Below are 17,314 nucleotides of genomic sequence, written 5' to 3'. Positions count from 1 at the left end.
ATCCATGCACATCCAGATCGTCGGGCTCCATGCGCCGAACGCACCCCGGTTGCGCGAGCTTCTCGGCCCCGGACACGAGGTCGAAGCGTTGCAAGCCTTCCCCGCATCCGGCGCGATCCAGGCGGATGTCGTCATCGCCAACAGCATCAGCGCCGACGAGGCCGCGCGTCTTCACTGCCGCCTGGTGCACGTGCCGGGGGCCGGGTCGGAGCAGGTCGCCTTGGCCACGTTGCCATCGGGCACCACGGTGTGCAACGTGCACGGCCACGAGGTGCCGATTGCCGAGTTCGCCCTGCACGCCATCCTGGAGCACTTCCTGCAACTCTGGCAGTACCCGGCGCGCCTGGACGCGGACGCCTGGGCGCGGTCGTATGCCCACCGGGCACAGCACGACGAGGCCGATGGCAAGACGGTCGCGATCCTGGGCTTCGGCCACATCGGACAGGAGATCACGCGGCGCGCGCGCGCCTGCGGCATGCACGTGATCGCGGTGACGCGCAGCGGCAGGCAGGGTTCCGCGGAACTGGCCCATGAATACGTTGCCGTGTCGGCGCTGGACGAGGTTCTGCCACGCATCCAGGTGCTGGTGGTCTGCTGCCCGCTGGACGACAGCACCCGTGGCCTGATCGACGCGCGCCAGCTCGCGCTGCTGCCGGCACGAGCCCTGCTCATCAATGTGGCCCGCGCGGAAGTGGTGGACGAACAGGCGCTGTATGAAGCCCTGCGCGACCACCGGCTTGGCCGGGCGGTGCTCGACGTCTGGTACCAGTACCCGAAGAAGGGGCAGCCGCCGGTCGACCCGTCGCGCTGGCCGCTGCACGAGCTGCCCAACGTGCGCGCCACGCCCCACATCTCGGCCATCACGCCGGCGGTGCTCGATCGGCGCTACCGCTTCATGGCCGGGAACATCGAACGCCTGCAGCAAGGGCAGCCGCTGCTCAACGTGATCCATCCCGCAGCCTGAACACCTCCTTCCGGCGCTCGCTGCCTTCCCGTCCACACATCCACGGAGATACCCATGAAAGCCCAGACTTCGAACACCCCATTTCCGCGCCCGCAGGCCAGGCGCGCACTGCTCGGCATGGCGACCGCGGCGATGCTGGCGGGCGCATCCCTGCAGTCGCTTGCGGCGGAGGACGGCGCGAGCTACCCCAGCAAGCTGATCCACATCACGGTGCCGAATCCGGCGGGCGGAACCTCCGACGTGCTGGCGCGCCTGCTGGGCAAGGAGTTGAGCGAGATGTTCAAGCAGCCGGTCATCGTGGAGAACAAGGCCGGCGCCAACGGCCAGATCGGCGCGGCCGCCGTGGCCAAGTCCGCCCCGGATGGCTACAGCCTGCTGCTGCTCGACATGAGCGTGCTGACCATCGGCCCGAGCGTGCTTCCGCAACTGCCCTACAACCCGATGAAGGACCTGGCGCCCATCGCGATGCCGGCCTTTTCGCCGCACCTGCTGGTGGTCAAGAAGGATCTTCCGGTGAAGAACATCGATGAGCTGGCCGCCTATGCCAAGAAGAGCGGCAAGCCCGTGAGCTTCGGCACCCCGCTGGCCTCCATCAGCCAGCTCGCGGGCATCCTGCTGGCGCAGGACCGTGGCTTCGAGTTCAACATCATCGGCTACAAGGGCGGCTCGCAGGCGCTCGCCGACCTCGCGGGCGGCCAGATCGACAGCGCCATGGCGAGCGTGATCGCCACCAACCAGCTGGTGCAGGGCGGCAAGGTCAAGGCCATTGCGGTCACTAGCGCCAAGCCCTTCGCGGCCACGCCCGGCGTGCCGACCGTGGCCTCGCAGATTCCCAACTTCGTCACGGGCTCCTGGCAGGGGCTGCTGGCGCCCGCCAACACGCCGCCGGCCGTGCTCGACAAGCTGCAGGACGCGGTGCAGAAGATCGTGGCGCGCCCCGAATTCAACAAGCGCCTGCTGGAACTCGGCTCCGAGCCGACAAGCATGACACGTCAGCAGATCGCCGAATGGATGAAGACCGAGACCCAGCGCTGGGGCAAGGTGGTCAAGGACAACAACATCAAGGCGGAGTAGGGCGCGGCTCCCCGACGTCGACCGCGCGCAGCAGCGCGGCCAGTCCGAACGGCTTGACCAGCCAGGTGCGGCCTGGCCTTATCTCGCCAGCAGCCCCCGCCCGATCACCTGCGCCTGGATCTCTGCCGCACCCTCGAAGATGTTGAGGATGCGCGCGTCGCAGAGCACCCGACTCATCTCGAACTCGAGCGCATAGCCGTTGCCGCCGTGGATCTGCAAGCCGGCATCCGCATTGGCCCATGCGACCCGCGCCGCCAAGAGCTTGGCCATGCCGGCCTGGATGTCGCAGCGATGGCCTTGCTCCTTTTCCATCGCGGCAAACGAGGTCAGGTGGCGCGCAAGCACCGTCTCCGCCAGCATCATGGCCAGCTTGTCCGAGACGCGCGGGAATTCGACGAGCGGGCGGGCGAATTGCCGCCTGTCATTGGCATAGCGCCAGGCCAGGTCGAAGGCGCGCCAGGCCACGCCGACGGCGCGCGCGGCGGTCTGGATCCGCGCGCCTTCGAAGGTCTGCATGAGTTGCCGGAAGCCCTGGCCGCGCTCGCCACCCAGCACGCCATCGGCGGCCACCTCGAAGCCGTCGAAGGCGATCTCGTATTCCTTCATGCCGCGATAGCCCAGCACCGGGATTTCGCCGCCGCTCATGCCGTCGGCGGGGAAGGGCAGGGCATCGGCGCCGCGCGGCTTCGCCGCCAGGAACATTGACAGGCCCGCATGTCCTTCGACGCCCGGCTCCGAGCGCGCGAGCAGCGTCATGAGGTCGCTGCGTGCCGCATGCGTGATCCAGGTCTTGTTGCCGTCGATGCGCCAGCCCCCGCCGGGTTGCGGCGTCGCACGCGTGCGCAGCGAGGCCAGGTCCGAGCCGCTGTCCGGCTCGGTGAACACCGCTGTCGGCAGCACAGCGCCGGATGCGATCGCCGGCAGCCAGCGTGCCTTTTGTTGCGGCGTTCCAGCCGATGCGATCAGGTCGCCCGCGATCTCCGAGCGCGTGCCGAGCGAGCCGGCTGCGATCCAGCCGCGGCTGAGTTCCTCCGTGACGATGCACATCGCTCGCTTGCCGAGGCCCATGCCGCCGTATTCGGTCGGGATGCAGATGCCGAACACGCCCAGTTCAGCCAGCCTGGCGACCAGCGCATCGGGAATCAGTTCGTCGGCCAGGTGCCATCGGTGGGCATGGGGCGTGATTTCCTGTTCGGTGAAGCGGCGGAACTGGTCGCGGATCATGTCCAGCTCCTCATCCAGCGCCGATTCGCCGAGCTGCTCGCCACTGCGCAGCGCATCGACCAGCGCCGCGCGGGCTGCAGGCGTTCCACCGCGTGCCTGCATCTCGCGCACCGAGGCGTCCGCCATGAGCCGCGCTGCTGCGTCATGCAGGCCGAGTTCCTGCGGACGGAAGATCTCGTTCTGGCCCATCGGGATGCCGCTGGACAACTGCGCCAGGTACTCGGCCAGGCCGACCGCCAGCACCTGCGCATCGAGCGAGCCGAGGCGCGCCTCGTCGGCCAGCCGCAAGCCCCATTGAGCGGAGCGCACCACGGCCTCGACGAGGGTCGCGCTCCATGCGAATCCATGGAGCGCGCGTTGCTGCTGGTGCAGGACAGTGGCGTCGACTCTGCCGTCGCGGCAGAAGATGCGCTCGGCGGCGCGTTGCGCTTCGTTGCCGTACTGGCGCGCCGCGTCTGCAACCTCCTGGAATTGCGCGACAAGCGGTGACGCGTTGGCGATGGCGTTCATGGTTCGGGTCTCGAATGTGTTGAGGTCAGGCCACCAGCTTGGCGTCATGCAATTCGCCGATGCGGGATGGAGACAGCGAGAGCACGTCGGCCAGCACGGCGTCGGTGTGCTCGCCCAGGCGTGGCGCGCGCACGCCGGGCTCGCGCACGGCGCGTGACAGCGTGGCGGCTGCGCCGGGCGCGGGGTAGCGTTGCCCGCTCGGATGGTCCAGCTCGCTGAACATCGACGATGCCAGCGACAACCTGGGGTCTTCCCGCAAAGCGCGGCTCAGTGTCATGTAGGGGCTCCAGCAAACGCCCGCGCCATCGAAGCGTGTGCGCAGCGACGCGAGGGGCAGGGCGCCGATGGCCTGTTCGACTAGCGGGAACAACGCATCGCGGTGCACGAAGCGCAGGCCCTCGTCCTTCTCGAACGACACGCCAAGTGCGGACTCGAGCCGGGCAACCGCCTGCTCGAGCTGCAACGCGGCGAGCAGGCCGGTCCATTGGCGGCGCGTGATCGCGGCCACCATCACGCGCTCGCCGTCCGAGGTCACGAAGTCGCGGCCGAAGGCGCCGAACAGCGCATTGCCGTGACGCGGACGGTCGCCACCCGCCAGCACCTCGGCGATCTGGCCCATGTTGCCCAGCGCGGCCAGCGCGACGTCCGACAGCGGAACGGTCACTTCCCGGCCGCGGCCGGTGCGCAAGCGGTCGCGCTCCGCAGCGAGCGTCACGAAGGCGGCATAGGCGCCGGTCAGCAGGTCCCAGGCCGGCAGCACGTGGTTGACCGGACGCTCGCCGTTGTCCGCGCCGCCGGTCATGAACGGGATGCCCAGGGCCGCGTTGATGGTGTAGTCCAGCCCCGAGTCGCCGTTGCCCCATCCCGTCACGCGCACCGTGATGAGGTCGGGGCGCAGTGCGCACAGGCGCTCATGCGCGAGAAAGCCGTCTTTCGGAAAGTTGGTCACCAGGATCCCGGCGTCCGCACCGGGCGCGGTGACGAGGTCCGCGACGATCTGGCGGCCTTCAGGGCGGGACAGGTCGACGGCGATCGACTTCTTGCCCTTGTTGAGTCCTTCCCAGTAGTAGCTGTGGCCGCCCTCCGACAGTGGCCAGCGATGGAAATCCGGACCGCCGCCGATCGGGTCGATGCGGATCACCTCGGCGCCCAGCTGGCGCAGGTGCAGTGCGCACGAAGGCGCGGCGATGAACGAGGCGCATTCGACGATGCGCAGGCCTGTCAGCAATGGGTACACGGGCGAGGTCTCCTCCTGGCGCCGCAGTTTGGCATGCCGCGCGATCGGAGAGGGCTGCGGGGACACAGCCGCGTGCGACGCGACTGGCCCATGGTTGCACCCCGATGTCCGTGATGGGCCGGTTGCTCATGCGCCAGCCGCGTGGCGACCCGCGATGAAACCGAAGGTCATCGCAGGCCCGAGGTTGATGCCGCCCGACGGGTAGAAGCCGCCCATGACGCTGGCCATGTCCGTGCCGACCGCGTAGAGGCCGGCGATCGGCTGGCCGCTGGCGCCCACGACTTGCGCATGCTCGTTCGTCTTCAGCCCGGCAAAGGTTCCGAAGCTGCCCGGGAGCACTTTCACGGCATAGAAGGGGCCTTGCTCGATCGGCGCGACACACGGGTTGGGGCCCTCGTGCAAGGGGTCGCCCATCTTGCGGTTGTAGGGGGTGGAGCCGCGTCCGAAGTCCGGGTCCGTGCCCTGGCGGGCGTTGTCGTTGAAGCGCTGGATCGTTGCAACCAGCGCCGCTGGTGGAATGCCGCACGCCCTGGCGAGTTCCGCGATGGTCGCGCCGCGTCGGAGGTAGCCATTGCGCACGAAGCGCCCCACGGGAACAGGGAAGGGCCGCGCGTAGCCCAGCCCGTAGAGACGCTGGAAGCGTTGGTCGCAGATGAGCCATGAATGCACTTCCTCACCCTGCGGCGCCTGCGCCACCATCGCCGCGACATAGTCGTAGTAGCCGTCGGCTTCGTTGACGAAGCGGGCGCCGTTCGACAGCACGCCGATCAACCCAGGTTTGCCGCGTTCGATGATGTGCGGGAAGTGACCAATGCTGCCGTCCGGGTGCGGCACCCGCGAGACGGGCGCCCATGCGGCCGGCGATGCCACGCTGGTGTCGAGGAAGCCGCCCGCCGATTCGCCCAGGGTGATGCCGTCGCCCGAGCAACTGTCGGGTGGCAGCGCGAGATGCTCGTTGCCGGTCGGGGTGCGGGGGAACAACGCCTTGCGCCGCGCGATGTCGTTCGGAAAGCCGCCCGCCGCAAGGACCACGCCCCTGGCAGCACGGATCTCAACCTCGCCGATGGACGCCCCCACCACGGCGCCGCGCACCACGCCGTTCTCCAGCAGCAGTCGCCTGGCAGGCGCGGATTCGATCATCTGCACCTTCAGGTCGTCGGCAGACTTCGCCAGCCGCCCGATGAGCGCAACGCCATTCACCAAGTGCATCGCACGGCCATGAAGCGCGAGATCCCGCAGGTGCCGAAGGAAGCGCTTCGTCACGTGGATGAAGGACTTCGGCGAGCGCGTCATGCTGAGGAACGCGCCGAGGTCCGCGCCCGCCATGATCGGCATACCGAGGAAGGACGTTTCCCGCATCGTCTTGCGCAGCCGCTTGTTCAGCGCACCCAGCTCGCGGGCATCGTAGGGCGCGGCGATGACCTGGTGGCCTTGCGTGCCGGCGCCGGCCACCTTGCCGTGCACATCCGGGATCGCATTGCCATCGGCGAACTGCAGCGCGGTGTTCTCTTCGAAGAACGCGACCATCCGGGGTGCGTTGTCGAGGAAGGCATCGACACGCGCGGCGTCGTAGCGGTCACCGAGTTCGTTCTTGAGATAGGTGCGTGGCTGCTGCGGGTCTTCATGGATGCCGGCGCGCTTCGCCAGCGGATTGCCCGGGGCCCACATCCATCCGCCCGACCAGGCGGTGGCGCCGCCCAGCACGGGCGCCTTTTCCACGACCACGACCTTCAGGCCGTGGAAGGCTGCGGTCACCGCGGCGGCGAGGCCCGCGGCGCCGGAGCCGACGACGAGCAGGTCGCAGTCGATGCTGCTGCGGGGCAGGGTGGCAGGGGAGCTCATGTCCGTCCCGCTCACGCGTCGAGCTGGGCCAGCACGCGTCTTGTCGCGGCCAGTGCGCGGCGTGCGCGTTCGGTCGCGCCGACCGTGCGCGCCAGGGTGTGCATCGGGATTTCGAGGCTCAGCGGAATGTCGCGCGGCACGGCGCGCAGCAGGCCGACCAGGTCGATGCCGCCGTCGCCAGGGAACAGGCGCTCGGCGCGGGCCTGGTCGAGGATTTCTTCCATGGTCGCCGGTATCGCGGCCGGCGCGTCGCAGAGCTGCAGGTAGCGCAGCCGCGAAGGTGGCACCGATGCGATGTCCTCGATGCGGCTGCGCGAGCGGCTGAAGTGGAAGGCATCGATCAACACGCCGGCGTTCCTGCTGCCGCAGCGTTCGACGATGCGTGCCGCCTGCGCCAGGTTCCTGGCTTCGGTCCACGGCATGAACTCGAGCACGGCGCCCAGGCCGTAGCTGTCGGCCAATTCGCAGAAGGCGGCGAACGACGCGACCTGCCGGGCGTCGTCCGGGTCGTTTCCCGCGACCAGCAGTTCGCTCGCGCCGAGCCGCGCGGCGGTGGCGATCGCGGCCTCGTACTGGGCGACGGGCGCATCGGGCTTGATGCGAAAGATCTCCACGTCGAGCACCTTGATGCCGGTGTCGGCCAGGCGGGCCTCGACTTCGCGCAGCAGCGGCGTGTCGCCCACGATGTCGTACTGCGGCTCGGTCGGCGTGGCAGGCAGCAGGCGGATGCCGACATGGCTGTAGCCCGCGTCGGCGGCGCAGGTCACCATCTCGGGCGGCGTGAGTTCGAGGACGGTGAGGGCGGCGAGGGAAATGGGGCGGGTCATCTGTTGCTTGTCTCCTGGTACTGGGTGCATCGGCGTGCGGCCCGGTGAATTTAAGGAAAACACGGTTTGCGAACAACGCGCCAGATGTGGTGGCACGATTCACGCATCGTGAACCTCAAATTCCAGTTGGACGACCTGCGCGTCTTTTGCCTGGCGGCACGCAAGGCCAGCTTTGCGGCGACCGCCACCGAGCTGGGCACCTCGCCGGCCTACGTGAGCAAGCGCATCGCGATCCTGGAAAAGGCGCTGGGCGTGACGCTGTTTCATCGCGCTGCGCGGCGCGTCACGGTCACGGAGGACGGCGAGCGGGTCTACGCATCAGCCCAGCAGATCTTCCAGGGCGTGGACCACATGGGCGAAACCGTTGCCGGCGGCAAGCTCGACCCGCGCGGCCTGCTGCGCGTGACGACCAGCGCCCGGTTGGGGCGCATGCACATTGGACCGGCGCTGTCCTTGCTGGCCAGGCGCTATCCGGCGCTCGACATCACGCTGGACGCCGTGGATCGCCGCGTCGACCTGGTCGGGGAGAACATCGACCTGGACGTGAGAGTCGGGGAAGTGGACGAGCCTCACCTCGTCGCGCACAAGATCGCCACCAGCGTGCGCTTGCTGTGCGCCGCGCCCACCTACGTGGCGCGCCGGGGCGCCCCTGAAAAGGTCGCCGAGTTGAGCCAGCACGATTGCCTGGTGCTGCGGGATCGCAACCAGGCCTTCGGGGTGTGGCGCCTGACGGGTCCAACAGGCACGGAGAAGGTCAAGGTCACGGGACGGTGTCATCCAACAATTCGGAGATCGTCCGGGGATGGGGCAATGACGGGCACGGCATCCTGCTGCAGGCGCAGTGGGATCTGCATGACGACATCAGCGCGGGGCGACTGGTGCCGGTCTTGCCGCAGTGGTGGCAGCCCGCCGACATCTGGGCCGCGAGTTCGGTGCGGCTGAGCCATTCGGCCAAGGTGCGCGTGTGTGTCCAGTTCCTTCAGGAGCAACTGAACGGGAAGGGGCCTTTCGCGCTCAAGCGTGAGCTTTCGGGCACGGCGGGATTCGGCGCGTGAGTTGATCGGGCGCCTTCGATTCCCTCACATCAGGTGCAGGTGGGTGGAGTTCTTCACTTCCTCCATCACGGCGTAGGTCCGGGTCTCGCGAACGCCGGGCAACTGCCACAGCACGGAGCCGGCGAACTGCCGGTAGTCGCTCATGTCGGCGCTGCGGGTCTTGAGCAGGTAGTCGAAGCCACCCGCGACCATGTGGCATTCCATGATGGCTGGCTGCACCTGGACGGCGGCCTTGAACGCGTCGAAGACGTTCGGCGTGGTCCGATCCAGCAGCACCTCGACGAAGACCAGCATTCCCGCGCCAAGCTTCAACGGGTTGAGGCGCGCCTCGTAGCCCAGGATGTAGTTGTCCCGCGTGAGGCGTTGCACGCGGGCCAGCACCGCCGTCGGCGACAGACCCACCGCGTCCGCCAGCTTGAGGTTTGACATCCGGCCATCCTCCTGGAGGGATTTGAGAATCCTCAGGTCCAGCCGGTCGAGTTCAGGGATTCGGTCGCTTGCACTAGTGTTTTGTTCTGCCATAAGCTTGATATTCGAACAAATATGCATCGGGAAGGGCGGCATTATTGGTCAATTCACCAAAAACGCAGCGCCATGACCACCAATCCACTCTCCAGCCAGCCAAGCTCGCCGCCAACCCTGCCGTCAACCTCGCCGTTTGGCGCGTTCGCAGACGGGCTGGTCGAATCCGGCACGCTTCGCGCCGGCATCACGGCGGCGTATCGCCGCCCGGAACCGGAGGCGCTGCCGCCACTGCTGGAGGCTGCACGGCTGGCGCCGCCGGTTGCCGACGCGGCGCACGCGCTGGCGCATCGCATCGCGAGCCAGCTTCGCAACCGCAAGAATGCGTCGGGGCGGGCCGGACTGGTCCAGGGCCTGCTCCAGGAATACGCCTTGTCTTCGCAGGAAGGCGTGGCCTTGATGTGCCTGGCCGAAGCCCTGTTGCGCATCCCCGATGCCGCAACCCGCGACGCGCTCATCCGCGACAAGATCGCCGACGGCCAATGGCAGACGCACGCCGGGCGCAGCCCGTCGATCTTCGTCAATGCCGCCACCTGGGGATTGCTGCTGACGGGCAAGCTGGTCGCGACGCACAGCGAATCGGGCCTGTCGACCACGCTGACGCGCCTGATCGGCAAGGGAGGGGAGCCGCTGATCCGCAAGGGCGTCGACATGGCCATGCGCATGATGGGCGAGCAGTTCGTCACCGGAGAGACCATCCGGCAGGCGCTCGAGCACGCACGCAAGCTCGAAGCGGAAGGCTTCCGCTACTCCTACGACATGCTCGGCGAAGCCGCGCTCACGGCCCAGGATGCGCACCGCTATCGCGTGTCCTATGAGCAGGCGATCCACGCGATCGGCAAGGCATCGGCAGGCCGCGGCGTGTATGAAGGCCCCGGGATTTCCATCAAGCTGTCGGCCTTGCATCCGCGCTACCAGCGCGCGCAGCATGCACGCGTGATGGACGAGTTGTACCCGGTGTTGCGCGAACTCACGCTGCTGGCCCGGCGCTACGACATCGGCTTGAACATCGATGCCGAGGAGGCCGATCGCCTGGAGTTGTCGCTGGACCTGCTCGAGAAGCTCTGCTTCGAGCCGGCGCTGGCGGGCTGGAACGGCATCGGCTTCGTGATCCAGGGCTACCAGAAGCGCTGCCCCTTCGTCATCGACTACGTCATCGACCTGGGGCGCCGCAGCCATCACCGGCTGATGATCCGGCTCGTGAAAGGCGCCTACTGGGACAGCGAGATCAAGCGCGCCCAGGTCGATGGGCTGGAAGGCTATCCGGTGTTCACGCGCAAGGCCTACACCGATGTGTCGTACCTGGCCTGCGCACGCAAGCTGCTCGCGGCGCCCGAGGCCATCTACCCGCAATTCGCCACGCACAACGCGCACACGCTCGCGGCGATCCATGAGATGGCCGACCCGGCCAGCTATGCGCCCGGCCAGTATGAATTCCAGTGCCTCCATGGCATGGGCGAACCCTTGTACGAACAGGTCGTCGGCCCGGTCGCGGACGGCAAGCTGGGACGCCCCTGCCGCATCTACGCGCCGGTGGGCACGCATGAGACGCTGCTGGCCTACTTGGTGCGCCGGCTGCTGGAAAACGGCGCCAACACATCCTTCGTGAACCGGATTGCCGACCCGACCATCGCCATCGACCTGCTGGTCGAAGACCCGGTCGCCACGGTGGAGCAGATGGCCACGACCGAAGGCGCCGTCGGACTGCCGCATCCCCTGATTCCGCTGCCGACCGGGATCTACGGGCAGGCCCGCCGCAACTCCAGGGGCCTCGACCTGTCGAACGACGACAGCCTGCGCGCGCTTCGCGATGTGCTCCAGGCGAGCGCCACCGAATCGTGGACCGCGGGGCCCTTGCTCGCCGAGCCGTCGGCGGATGCTTCGTCGACGCGCGTGGCCGAACCGGTGCGCAATCCCGCGGACCTTCGCGACATCGTCGGTGAAGTGCAGGAGGCCACGCTCGCGGACGTCGACATGGCCCTCGCCAGCGCGCAGCGTGAAGCGGCCGGCTGGGCTGCGACGGCGCCCGGCGAGCGGGCTGATCGGCTCGACCGCGCCGCCGGGTTGCTGGAAGAGGGCATGCCGCGCCTCCTGGGCCTGCTCTCGCGCGAGGCCGGCAAGACCTACGCCAACGGCATCGCCGAGGTGCGCGAGGCCGTGGATTTCCTGCGCTTCTATGCAGCGCAGGCCCGCAACGGGTTCGCTGTCGAAACCCATCGCCCGCTGGGGCCGATCGTCTGCATCAGCCCGTGGAACTTTCCGCTCGCGATCTTCGTGGGACAGGTCGCGGCGGCGCTGGCCGCCGGCAATCCGGTGCTGGCAAAACCGGCCGAGCAAACATCACTGGTTGCAGCCGAAGCCGTTCGCGTCCTGTGGCAAGCCGGCGTTCCGCGCGGCGCGGTGCAGTTGCTGCCGGGTCGCGGTGAAACGATCGGCGCGGCGCTGGTGGGCGATGCGCGCGTGCAGGGCGTGATGTTCACCGGATCGACCGAGGTCGCGCGCATCCTGCAGAAGACGCTTGCGGCAAGGCTCGGCGCAAACGGGCAACCCGTGCCGCTGGTCGCCGAGACCGGCGGGCAGAACGCGATGATCGTGGACTCATCGGCCCTGGTCGAGCAGGTGGTCACCGATGTCATGGCGTCCGCCTTCGACAGTGCGGGCCAGCGCTGCTCCGCGTTGCGCGTGCTGTGCGTGCAGGAAGACGTGGCCGATCGTGTGATCGAGATGCTCAAGGGTGCGATGGCCGAAAGCCGGATCGGCAATCCCGCCACGCTGGCGGTGGACATCGGGCCCGTGATCGACGCCGAGGCGCGCGATGGCATCGAGCGACACGTCGCCGCCATGCAGCAGCGTGGCCGGAAGGTGCACCGCCAGGCGCGGGAAGTCGCTCGCGCGACAACGCTTGGAACTTTCGTCCTGCCGACCTTGATCGAACTGGACAGCCTGTCCGAACTGCAACGCGAAGTGTTCGGTCCGGTCCTGCATCTCGTGCGCTACCGCCGTCGGGACCTGGGAACGCTGATCGGCCAGATCAACAGCACCGGCTACGGATTGACGCTGGGCGTGCACACCCGCATCGACGAGACCATCGCGCAAGTCGTGGAGCACGGCCGTGCCGGCAATGTCTACGTCAACCGCAACATGGTGGGCGCGGTGGTGGGCGTGCAGCCCTTTGGCGGTGAAGGCCTGTCCGGCACCGGACCGAAGGCCGGCGGTCCGCTCTACCTGTATCGCATGCTTTCATCGCGGCCGGACGATGTGATGGCGCGTGCGCTTGCCGCGGCCGGCCCCGGCAACGACGGTGCGCAAGGCTCGACGCCCGACATGGGCCCGGCGCTCGCCGCGCTGGCGGGATGGGCGCCACTCGTCGGAATGGCAGGGCTCGCCCGACAGTGCCGGCAATTCGCCAGCCTGTCCCGCAGCGGCCATGCACGCACGCTGGTCGGACCCACCGGCGAGCGCAACGTCTATACGCTGCTGCCGCGCGAGGCCGTGTTGTGCCTGGCCGGCAACGAACACGACTGCCTGGTACAGCTCGCGGCGGTGCTGTCGGTGGGAAGCACGGCGGTATGGGCCGCCGGGGAAGGAACCGAGAGACTCCGTGCGTCCTTGCCGCTGGAGGTGCAGCAATCGATTGCCATCGCGCAGGACTGGCGTGCCCCGACCGTCAGCTTCGACGCGGTGCTGCACCACGGCGACGCGGCCTCGCTGCGGGATGTGAACCTGGCGCTGGCCAACCGCGCCGGCCCGATCGTCGGCGTGCGGGCTTTCGCGCCGGGTGCCACGGACATCCCGCTGGAAAGCCTTGTCGTCGAGCGCTCGCTGAGCGTGAACACCGCGGCTGCGGGCGGGAATGCGAGCCTGATGACGATTGGCTGAGTCCGCATGCCGTCGCGCCCGGGGGGCTCAGAACCAGAACGCACTCAAAGTTCCAGGTACTGGCGTCAACTACCAAGCGGGGGACGCGCACCTCCGTTTGCTCCGATAGCCTCATGCGGCGCCTGGAACCCCCGGGCGATGGCAAGGAGCCATCGAAATGAACGCAGGTCCAACCAGATTCGCGTCGAGCACCCTATTGGCTGCACTGCTTGCGGCATGCGGTCCTCCAATGCCCAGGGAAGATCTCGCCAACACCAAATGAAGTCACGGTGATCAGTTCACCTGTTCAGGTTGCGGAAACACCCACTTGCCGTTCAACAGCTCCGCGCGCGGTCGATACAGCCGCGCGGTGTAGTTCCAGCCCTTCATGATCGGCAGGCAGTTGGGCACCTTGCCGTCGCAACCCCCGAACTGGATGGTGACCGAACCGTCGGTGTTTAGTTTGGATGTGAGGTTGTTCAGCGAGTAGGCGTTCAGGTCGTTCTTCTGGAAGTAGCCCTCGGCGTTGTAAAGGCTGATGGACCAGAAGCCATCGACCGGCACGTTCTTGAGGTTCAGCTTGTGGACGGTCGTGCCGTCGTTCTGCTGCGGCGTGAAATTGAGGTAGATCGCATCCTTGCGGGGATTGCCACCCCAGGTGGTCGCAGCCGCGATCAGGCGCTGCACCGGGTCTACTTCGCCCTTCAGTCCGAAGGCATGGCTGGTGTCCGTCATCGTCGTCCCCAGCACGATGAGCGCATCGCGCACCTTCTTCTGGCTGACGGGATCGAACTTCGGGACTTCGAATTTGCCGACGGATTGCTGCTCGACCTTCAAGGCGTCCTGGAGTGCGTGGACCTTCTCGAGGTCGCCGGGCACGGAAGGATCGACCAAGGTGCGCACGCCCACGATCACATAGCGCGTTCCGATCTGCTTTCGTGTCAGTGTGTGCCTGCCGGGCTTGTAGATGGCGGGCTGCGAGTACTGGTCCTCGCTGATCGCCTGCAGCGACATGAAGCGCCGGCCGGCGTCGGGCAGCGTGATCGTGACCGGGCCTGCATCGAGGTCGAACACGGCTGCCGAATACAGGGCGTCGCGGTTCTGGCGAATGATGGTCTGGCTATCGATCGGAGACAACTCGCGATGGTGCTCGAACTTGCCGAAGCCGCCCTCTTTCAGCGCGACGGCGCTGAGGTAAAGGTCTGACTCGGCACGGATGAAGTTGTCGACGGTCACGGGCACCAAGGCATCACGCGCGGGTGTCTGCGCATGTGACCAGCCCCCACCGATGGCAAGTGCGGCCATGAGGGTCGATGCGTATGCTTTCAAAGTCAGCTCCTTGAGTTGTGAGGTCGGCCCACCAGAGTCCGTCGAAGATCACTGGCATTCCTGATGACCCCAATCGATTGAAAGATTCGGGACAGGAAACGAAGCTCCGCGACCGGGCCGGAAGCGTCCAGGCAGTCACTCGAGGAGCTTGTGCTTGCGTGCGATGCTCGCCGCCTCGGTGCGATTGTGCGCGCCCAGCTTGGAGAAGATGTTGCGCAGGTGGGTGCGCACGGTGTTCTCGGACACGAACAGCGCCTCGGCGATCGCGCTGTTGGCCTGGCCGCGAGAGAGCAGCTTGAGAACGTGGATCTCGCGGAAGGTGAGCGCGTCGAAGCTCGCCCCTTCCGCAGCTGGGGCCGCGAAGACGCTGTCGTCTTCCTCGTCATCCGCCGTCACGCCGGCACACGCCCGCTCGAGGCGTTCGACGAAGTTGGCGGCGACTCCCGCCGGCAGCTTCTTGCTCGCGAATGTGCGGCACCACCATTGCGCCAGCCCGGCCACCACCGGGCCTTCGTCGGCGAAAGGCTGAACGATCCCCTCTACCGCGACGGCCTCCAGCGTTCGCGAGATCGCGGCACGGGCCTCGACCGACTGGCCGGCGCGCTGCAAGGCTTCGGCATGAAGCAGTTCCAGCACCAATGCGAGGCGGTGGTTGGCCTCGCCGCGCGCGCTCGTGATCGCTTTCGCCAACTCGCCGATCGCATCGACCGCCTTGCCGCTGCGCAAGCGCAGGCGCTGCCCTGCCAGCGCGGGCGACTCCACGTCATGCAGCGGCACCAGATCTTCCGGGTGTGGAGGCAGCAGCTTCGGGTCTTGCGCACGCCCCAGGTAGTGGGTGGCGCCCTTCACATCGCCGCGCAGCAGGGAAAGGCGCGAGCGCTCCAGTTCGGCGCTGGAAGCGAGGCGAGGCGCCTGGTCCTGATGGCCCAGGTATTCGAGTTCGCCGAGGATGCCGAAGGCGCGCTCGGCCTCGCCGCGATGCCATGCAATGCGCGACAGCGTGATGTAGCCGACGACGATATGGGCGAGTTGGCCCACCTCGCGCAGCAAGGGCAGCGACGAGACCAGCGCCCGCTCGGCCTCTTCGAGCTGCCCGGCCTCGTACAGGGCGGCGGCAAGATACACGGCCGCATTGGGGTTGCCGTCGACACGGCCAGACGCCTCCAGCGTCATGTTGTTCATCGCGATGCGAAAGCGCGCCAGAGCATCCTGCAGGTGCCCTTGGCGCCAGCGGATGGTGCCTTCGATGCATTCGCTCACGACCAGGCTGAAGGTGCTGTCGATCCGGTGGTGCGCGCGGCGCGCCTGTTCCAGCAGGACCCGGGCCTCGTCGACGCGGTTGAGCGCCGCGAAGAGCATCGCCAGGGTGTTGGTGAGGGCGCCATAGGGAAAATCGTGGCGCGGGTCGATCAAGGCATGGTTGTGGATGGCCAGCGGCACGCCTTCGCTGTTGTCCATCATGGTCAGCACCATGGGGCGCAAGGCCAGCAGATGGGCTTGCAGGCTCTCGGCCTCTTCCTTGTCGGCGGGCGGCGTCCAGTTGCGCGGGTCCTGCAACAGTGCCAGTGCCTCGTGGTGGCGATGCGTGAAGGCCAGTGCCCAGGCGTAGACCACCAGGAGCCCGGGCTGCGCCTGCAGCTCCGTCGCGGGAAGGCCGCCCAGCCACCGCGACAGGAGGCGGAAGCGGGCCTTGTGCAGCAGCATCGGGCCGTGCACCTTCAGCAATTGCACGGCAACGGCGTGATCGCGTGCACGCAAGGCGTGGGCGATGGCCGGCACTGCACGCCCCTGCGCTTCGAAGTAGCGCGCTGCGCGCAGGTGCAAGGCGGACGCAGCCTCCGGATCGCGCTGCGCCAGCTGCGTGCGCAGGAACTCGGCGAACAAGGCATGGAATCGAAAGGTCTCGCGCTGCGCATCGGCAGGCATCAGGAACAGGTTGGAGCGCTCCAGTTGCGCCAGCATCGCGTGGCTGTCGTCGCGTTCGAGCACGGCGTCGCACAGGGGCGCGCTCAGGTAGGTGAGAACGCTCGTGCGCAGCAGGAAGTCGCGCACGGGTTCCGCCTGCCGGGCCAGCACGTCCTCGGCCAGGTACTCGGTGATGGCGGCGTGGTTCCCCGAGAAGGCTTGCAGGAAAGCCTCCGGATCGTCGTGGTCCTGCAGCGCGACCGAGGCGAGCCACAAGGCGGTGATCCAGCCTTCGGTCGCCTGGTACAGCCGATCCACCAAGGCGTCGCTCAGCACGAGCCCGCGCTGGGTGCAGAGGAAGTCGTGCGCCTCTGCGCGGGTGAAGCGCAACTGCTCCAGGCCGATCTCGAGCACGCGGCCGTGGGCGCGCAGCCTGCCCAGTCCCAGCGAAGGCACGGTGCGCGAGCCGATCACGATGCGCCATTGCGGGGGCATGTTGTCGAGCACCTGTCGCAGCAGGTCGAGCACGGTCGAACTCTGGATCACCTCGAAGTCGTCCAGGAAGAGCGTGAACTCGCGCCGCGAACCACCGACGCGCGCGAGCATGCCGAACACGCTCGCGTCGTGCGCGTCGGCGGCCGCGATGGCCCCTGCGCTGGTGATCGCCGCCTCGAAGTGCAGCAGGAAGCGCGTCAGGTCGTTGTCGGATTCATCGAGATTGAGCCACGCCGTGGTCATGCCAGCCGCTGCGCAGCGTGCGGCGTGCTGCAGCATCGCCGTCGTCTTGCCGAAGCCGGCCGGCGCCCGAAGCACGATCAGCCGCACCGGCCCGGCGCTGCCGATGCGATCGGCCACCTCCAGCCGCTCGAGCTGGGCAGGGGAGAGGGCCGGGGCACTCAGCTTGGCCGGCAGCACTGCGTTGGGCGTGGATGGCATCGAACTGGGTCGTGGTCGGCATCGGCTCGGA

10 protein-coding genes and 1 pseudogene are annotated in these 17,314 nt (G+C 67.8%); 4 read left to right on the top strand and 7 right to left on the bottom strand.

What is annotated here, in order from left to right; genetic code table 11:
- The first annotated feature begins 4 nt into the window (after positions 1 to 4).
- The gene (locus tag HB681_RS16240) at positions 5 to 964 is read left to right on the top strand and encodes a 2-hydroxyacid dehydrogenase (protein ID WP_213955879.1); all 960 of its coding nucleotides are present in this window, start codon (positions 5 to 7) and stop codon (positions 962 to 964) included.
- A 54-nt stretch (positions 965 to 1,018) separates the two neighbouring features.
- On the top strand, positions 1,019 to 2,038 hold the full coding sequence (locus HB681_RS16235; protein ID WP_213955878.1) for a tripartite tricarboxylate transporter substrate binding protein: 1,020 nt from the start codon (positions 1,019 to 1,021) through the stop codon (positions 2,036 to 2,038).
- A 78-nt stretch (positions 2,039 to 2,116) separates the two neighbouring features.
- Here the strand turns inward: HB681_RS16235 and HB681_RS16230 are convergent, their stop codons facing one another.
- From HB681_RS16230 to HB681_RS16215, 4 genes are all read right to left on the bottom strand, one after another.
- Positions 2,117 to 3,772 carry an acyl-CoA dehydrogenase family protein gene (locus tag HB681_RS16230; protein WP_213955877.1) on the bottom strand — a complete coding sequence of 552 codons (1,656 nt, stop codon included), beginning with the start codon at positions 3,770 to 3,772 and terminating at the stop codon, positions 2,117 to 2,119.
- Positions 3,773 to 3,797: 25 nt separating this feature from the next.
- Positions 3,798 to 5,009: a CoA transferase gene (locus HB681_RS16225; protein WP_213955876.1), complete on the bottom strand. Its 1,212-nt coding sequence runs from the start codon at positions 5,007 to 5,009 to the stop codon at positions 3,798 to 3,800.
- A 126-nt stretch (positions 5,010 to 5,135) separates the two neighbouring features.
- The gene (locus tag HB681_RS16220) at positions 5,136 to 6,851 is read right to left on the bottom strand and encodes an FAD-dependent oxidoreductase (RefSeq protein WP_256734967.1); all 1,716 of its coding nucleotides are present in this window, start codon (positions 6,849 to 6,851) and stop codon (positions 5,136 to 5,138) included.
- An 11-nt stretch (positions 6,852 to 6,862) separates the two neighbouring features.
- Entirely contained in the window at positions 6,863 to 7,678 is an 816-nt protein-coding gene (locus HB681_RS16215; RefSeq protein ID WP_213955875.1) for a sugar phosphate isomerase/epimerase, read from the bottom strand.
- Positions 7,679 to 7,762: 84 nt separating this feature from the next.
- Here HB681_RS16215 and HB681_RS16210 point away from each other — a divergent pair.
- Positions 7,763 to 8,733 (top strand): annotated as a pseudogene (locus HB681_RS16210) (LysR family transcriptional regulator).
- A 24-nt stretch (positions 8,734 to 8,757) separates the two neighbouring features.
- Here the strand turns inward: HB681_RS16210 and HB681_RS16205 are convergent.
- Positions 8,758 to 9,255 carry an Lrp/AsnC ligand binding domain-containing protein gene (locus HB681_RS16205; RefSeq protein WP_213955874.1) on the bottom strand — a complete coding sequence of 166 codons (498 nt, stop codon included), beginning with the start codon at positions 9,253 to 9,255 and terminating at the stop codon, positions 8,758 to 8,760.
- Positions 9,256 to 9,327: 72 nt separating this feature from the next.
- Between HB681_RS16205 and putA the strand changes: the two genes are divergently transcribed.
- The gene (gene putA / locus HB681_RS16200; RefSeq protein ID WP_213955873.1) at positions 9,328 to 13,134 is read left to right on the top strand and encodes a trifunctional transcriptional regulator/proline dehydrogenase/L-glutamate gamma-semialdehyde dehydrogenase; all 3,807 of its coding nucleotides are present in this window, start codon (positions 9,328 to 9,330) and stop codon (positions 13,132 to 13,134) included.
- Positions 13,135 to 13,407: 273 nt separating this feature from the next.
- Here putA and HB681_RS16195 read toward each other — a convergent pair whose 3' ends face one another.
- Positions 13,408 to 14,442 (bottom strand): DUF1254 domain-containing protein, encoded by a 1,035-nt coding sequence (locus HB681_RS16195; protein ID WP_256734966.1) that lies wholly within the window; start codon positions 14,440 to 14,442, stop codon positions 13,408 to 13,410.
- A gap of 135 nt (positions 14,443 to 14,577) precedes the next feature.
- Entirely contained in the window at positions 14,578 to 17,283 is a 2,706-nt protein-coding gene (locus tag HB681_RS16190) for a LuxR C-terminal-related transcriptional regulator (protein ID WP_213955872.1), read from the bottom strand.
- Between the last annotated feature and the right edge of the window lie 31 nt (positions 17,284 to 17,314).

Source organism: Variovorax sp. dw_954, from assembly GCF_018449755.1.
GTDB lineage: Bacteria > Pseudomonadota > Gammaproteobacteria > Burkholderiales > Burkholderiaceae_C > Variovorax.
This window is presented reverse-complemented; position numbering and strand designations above follow the sequence as displayed.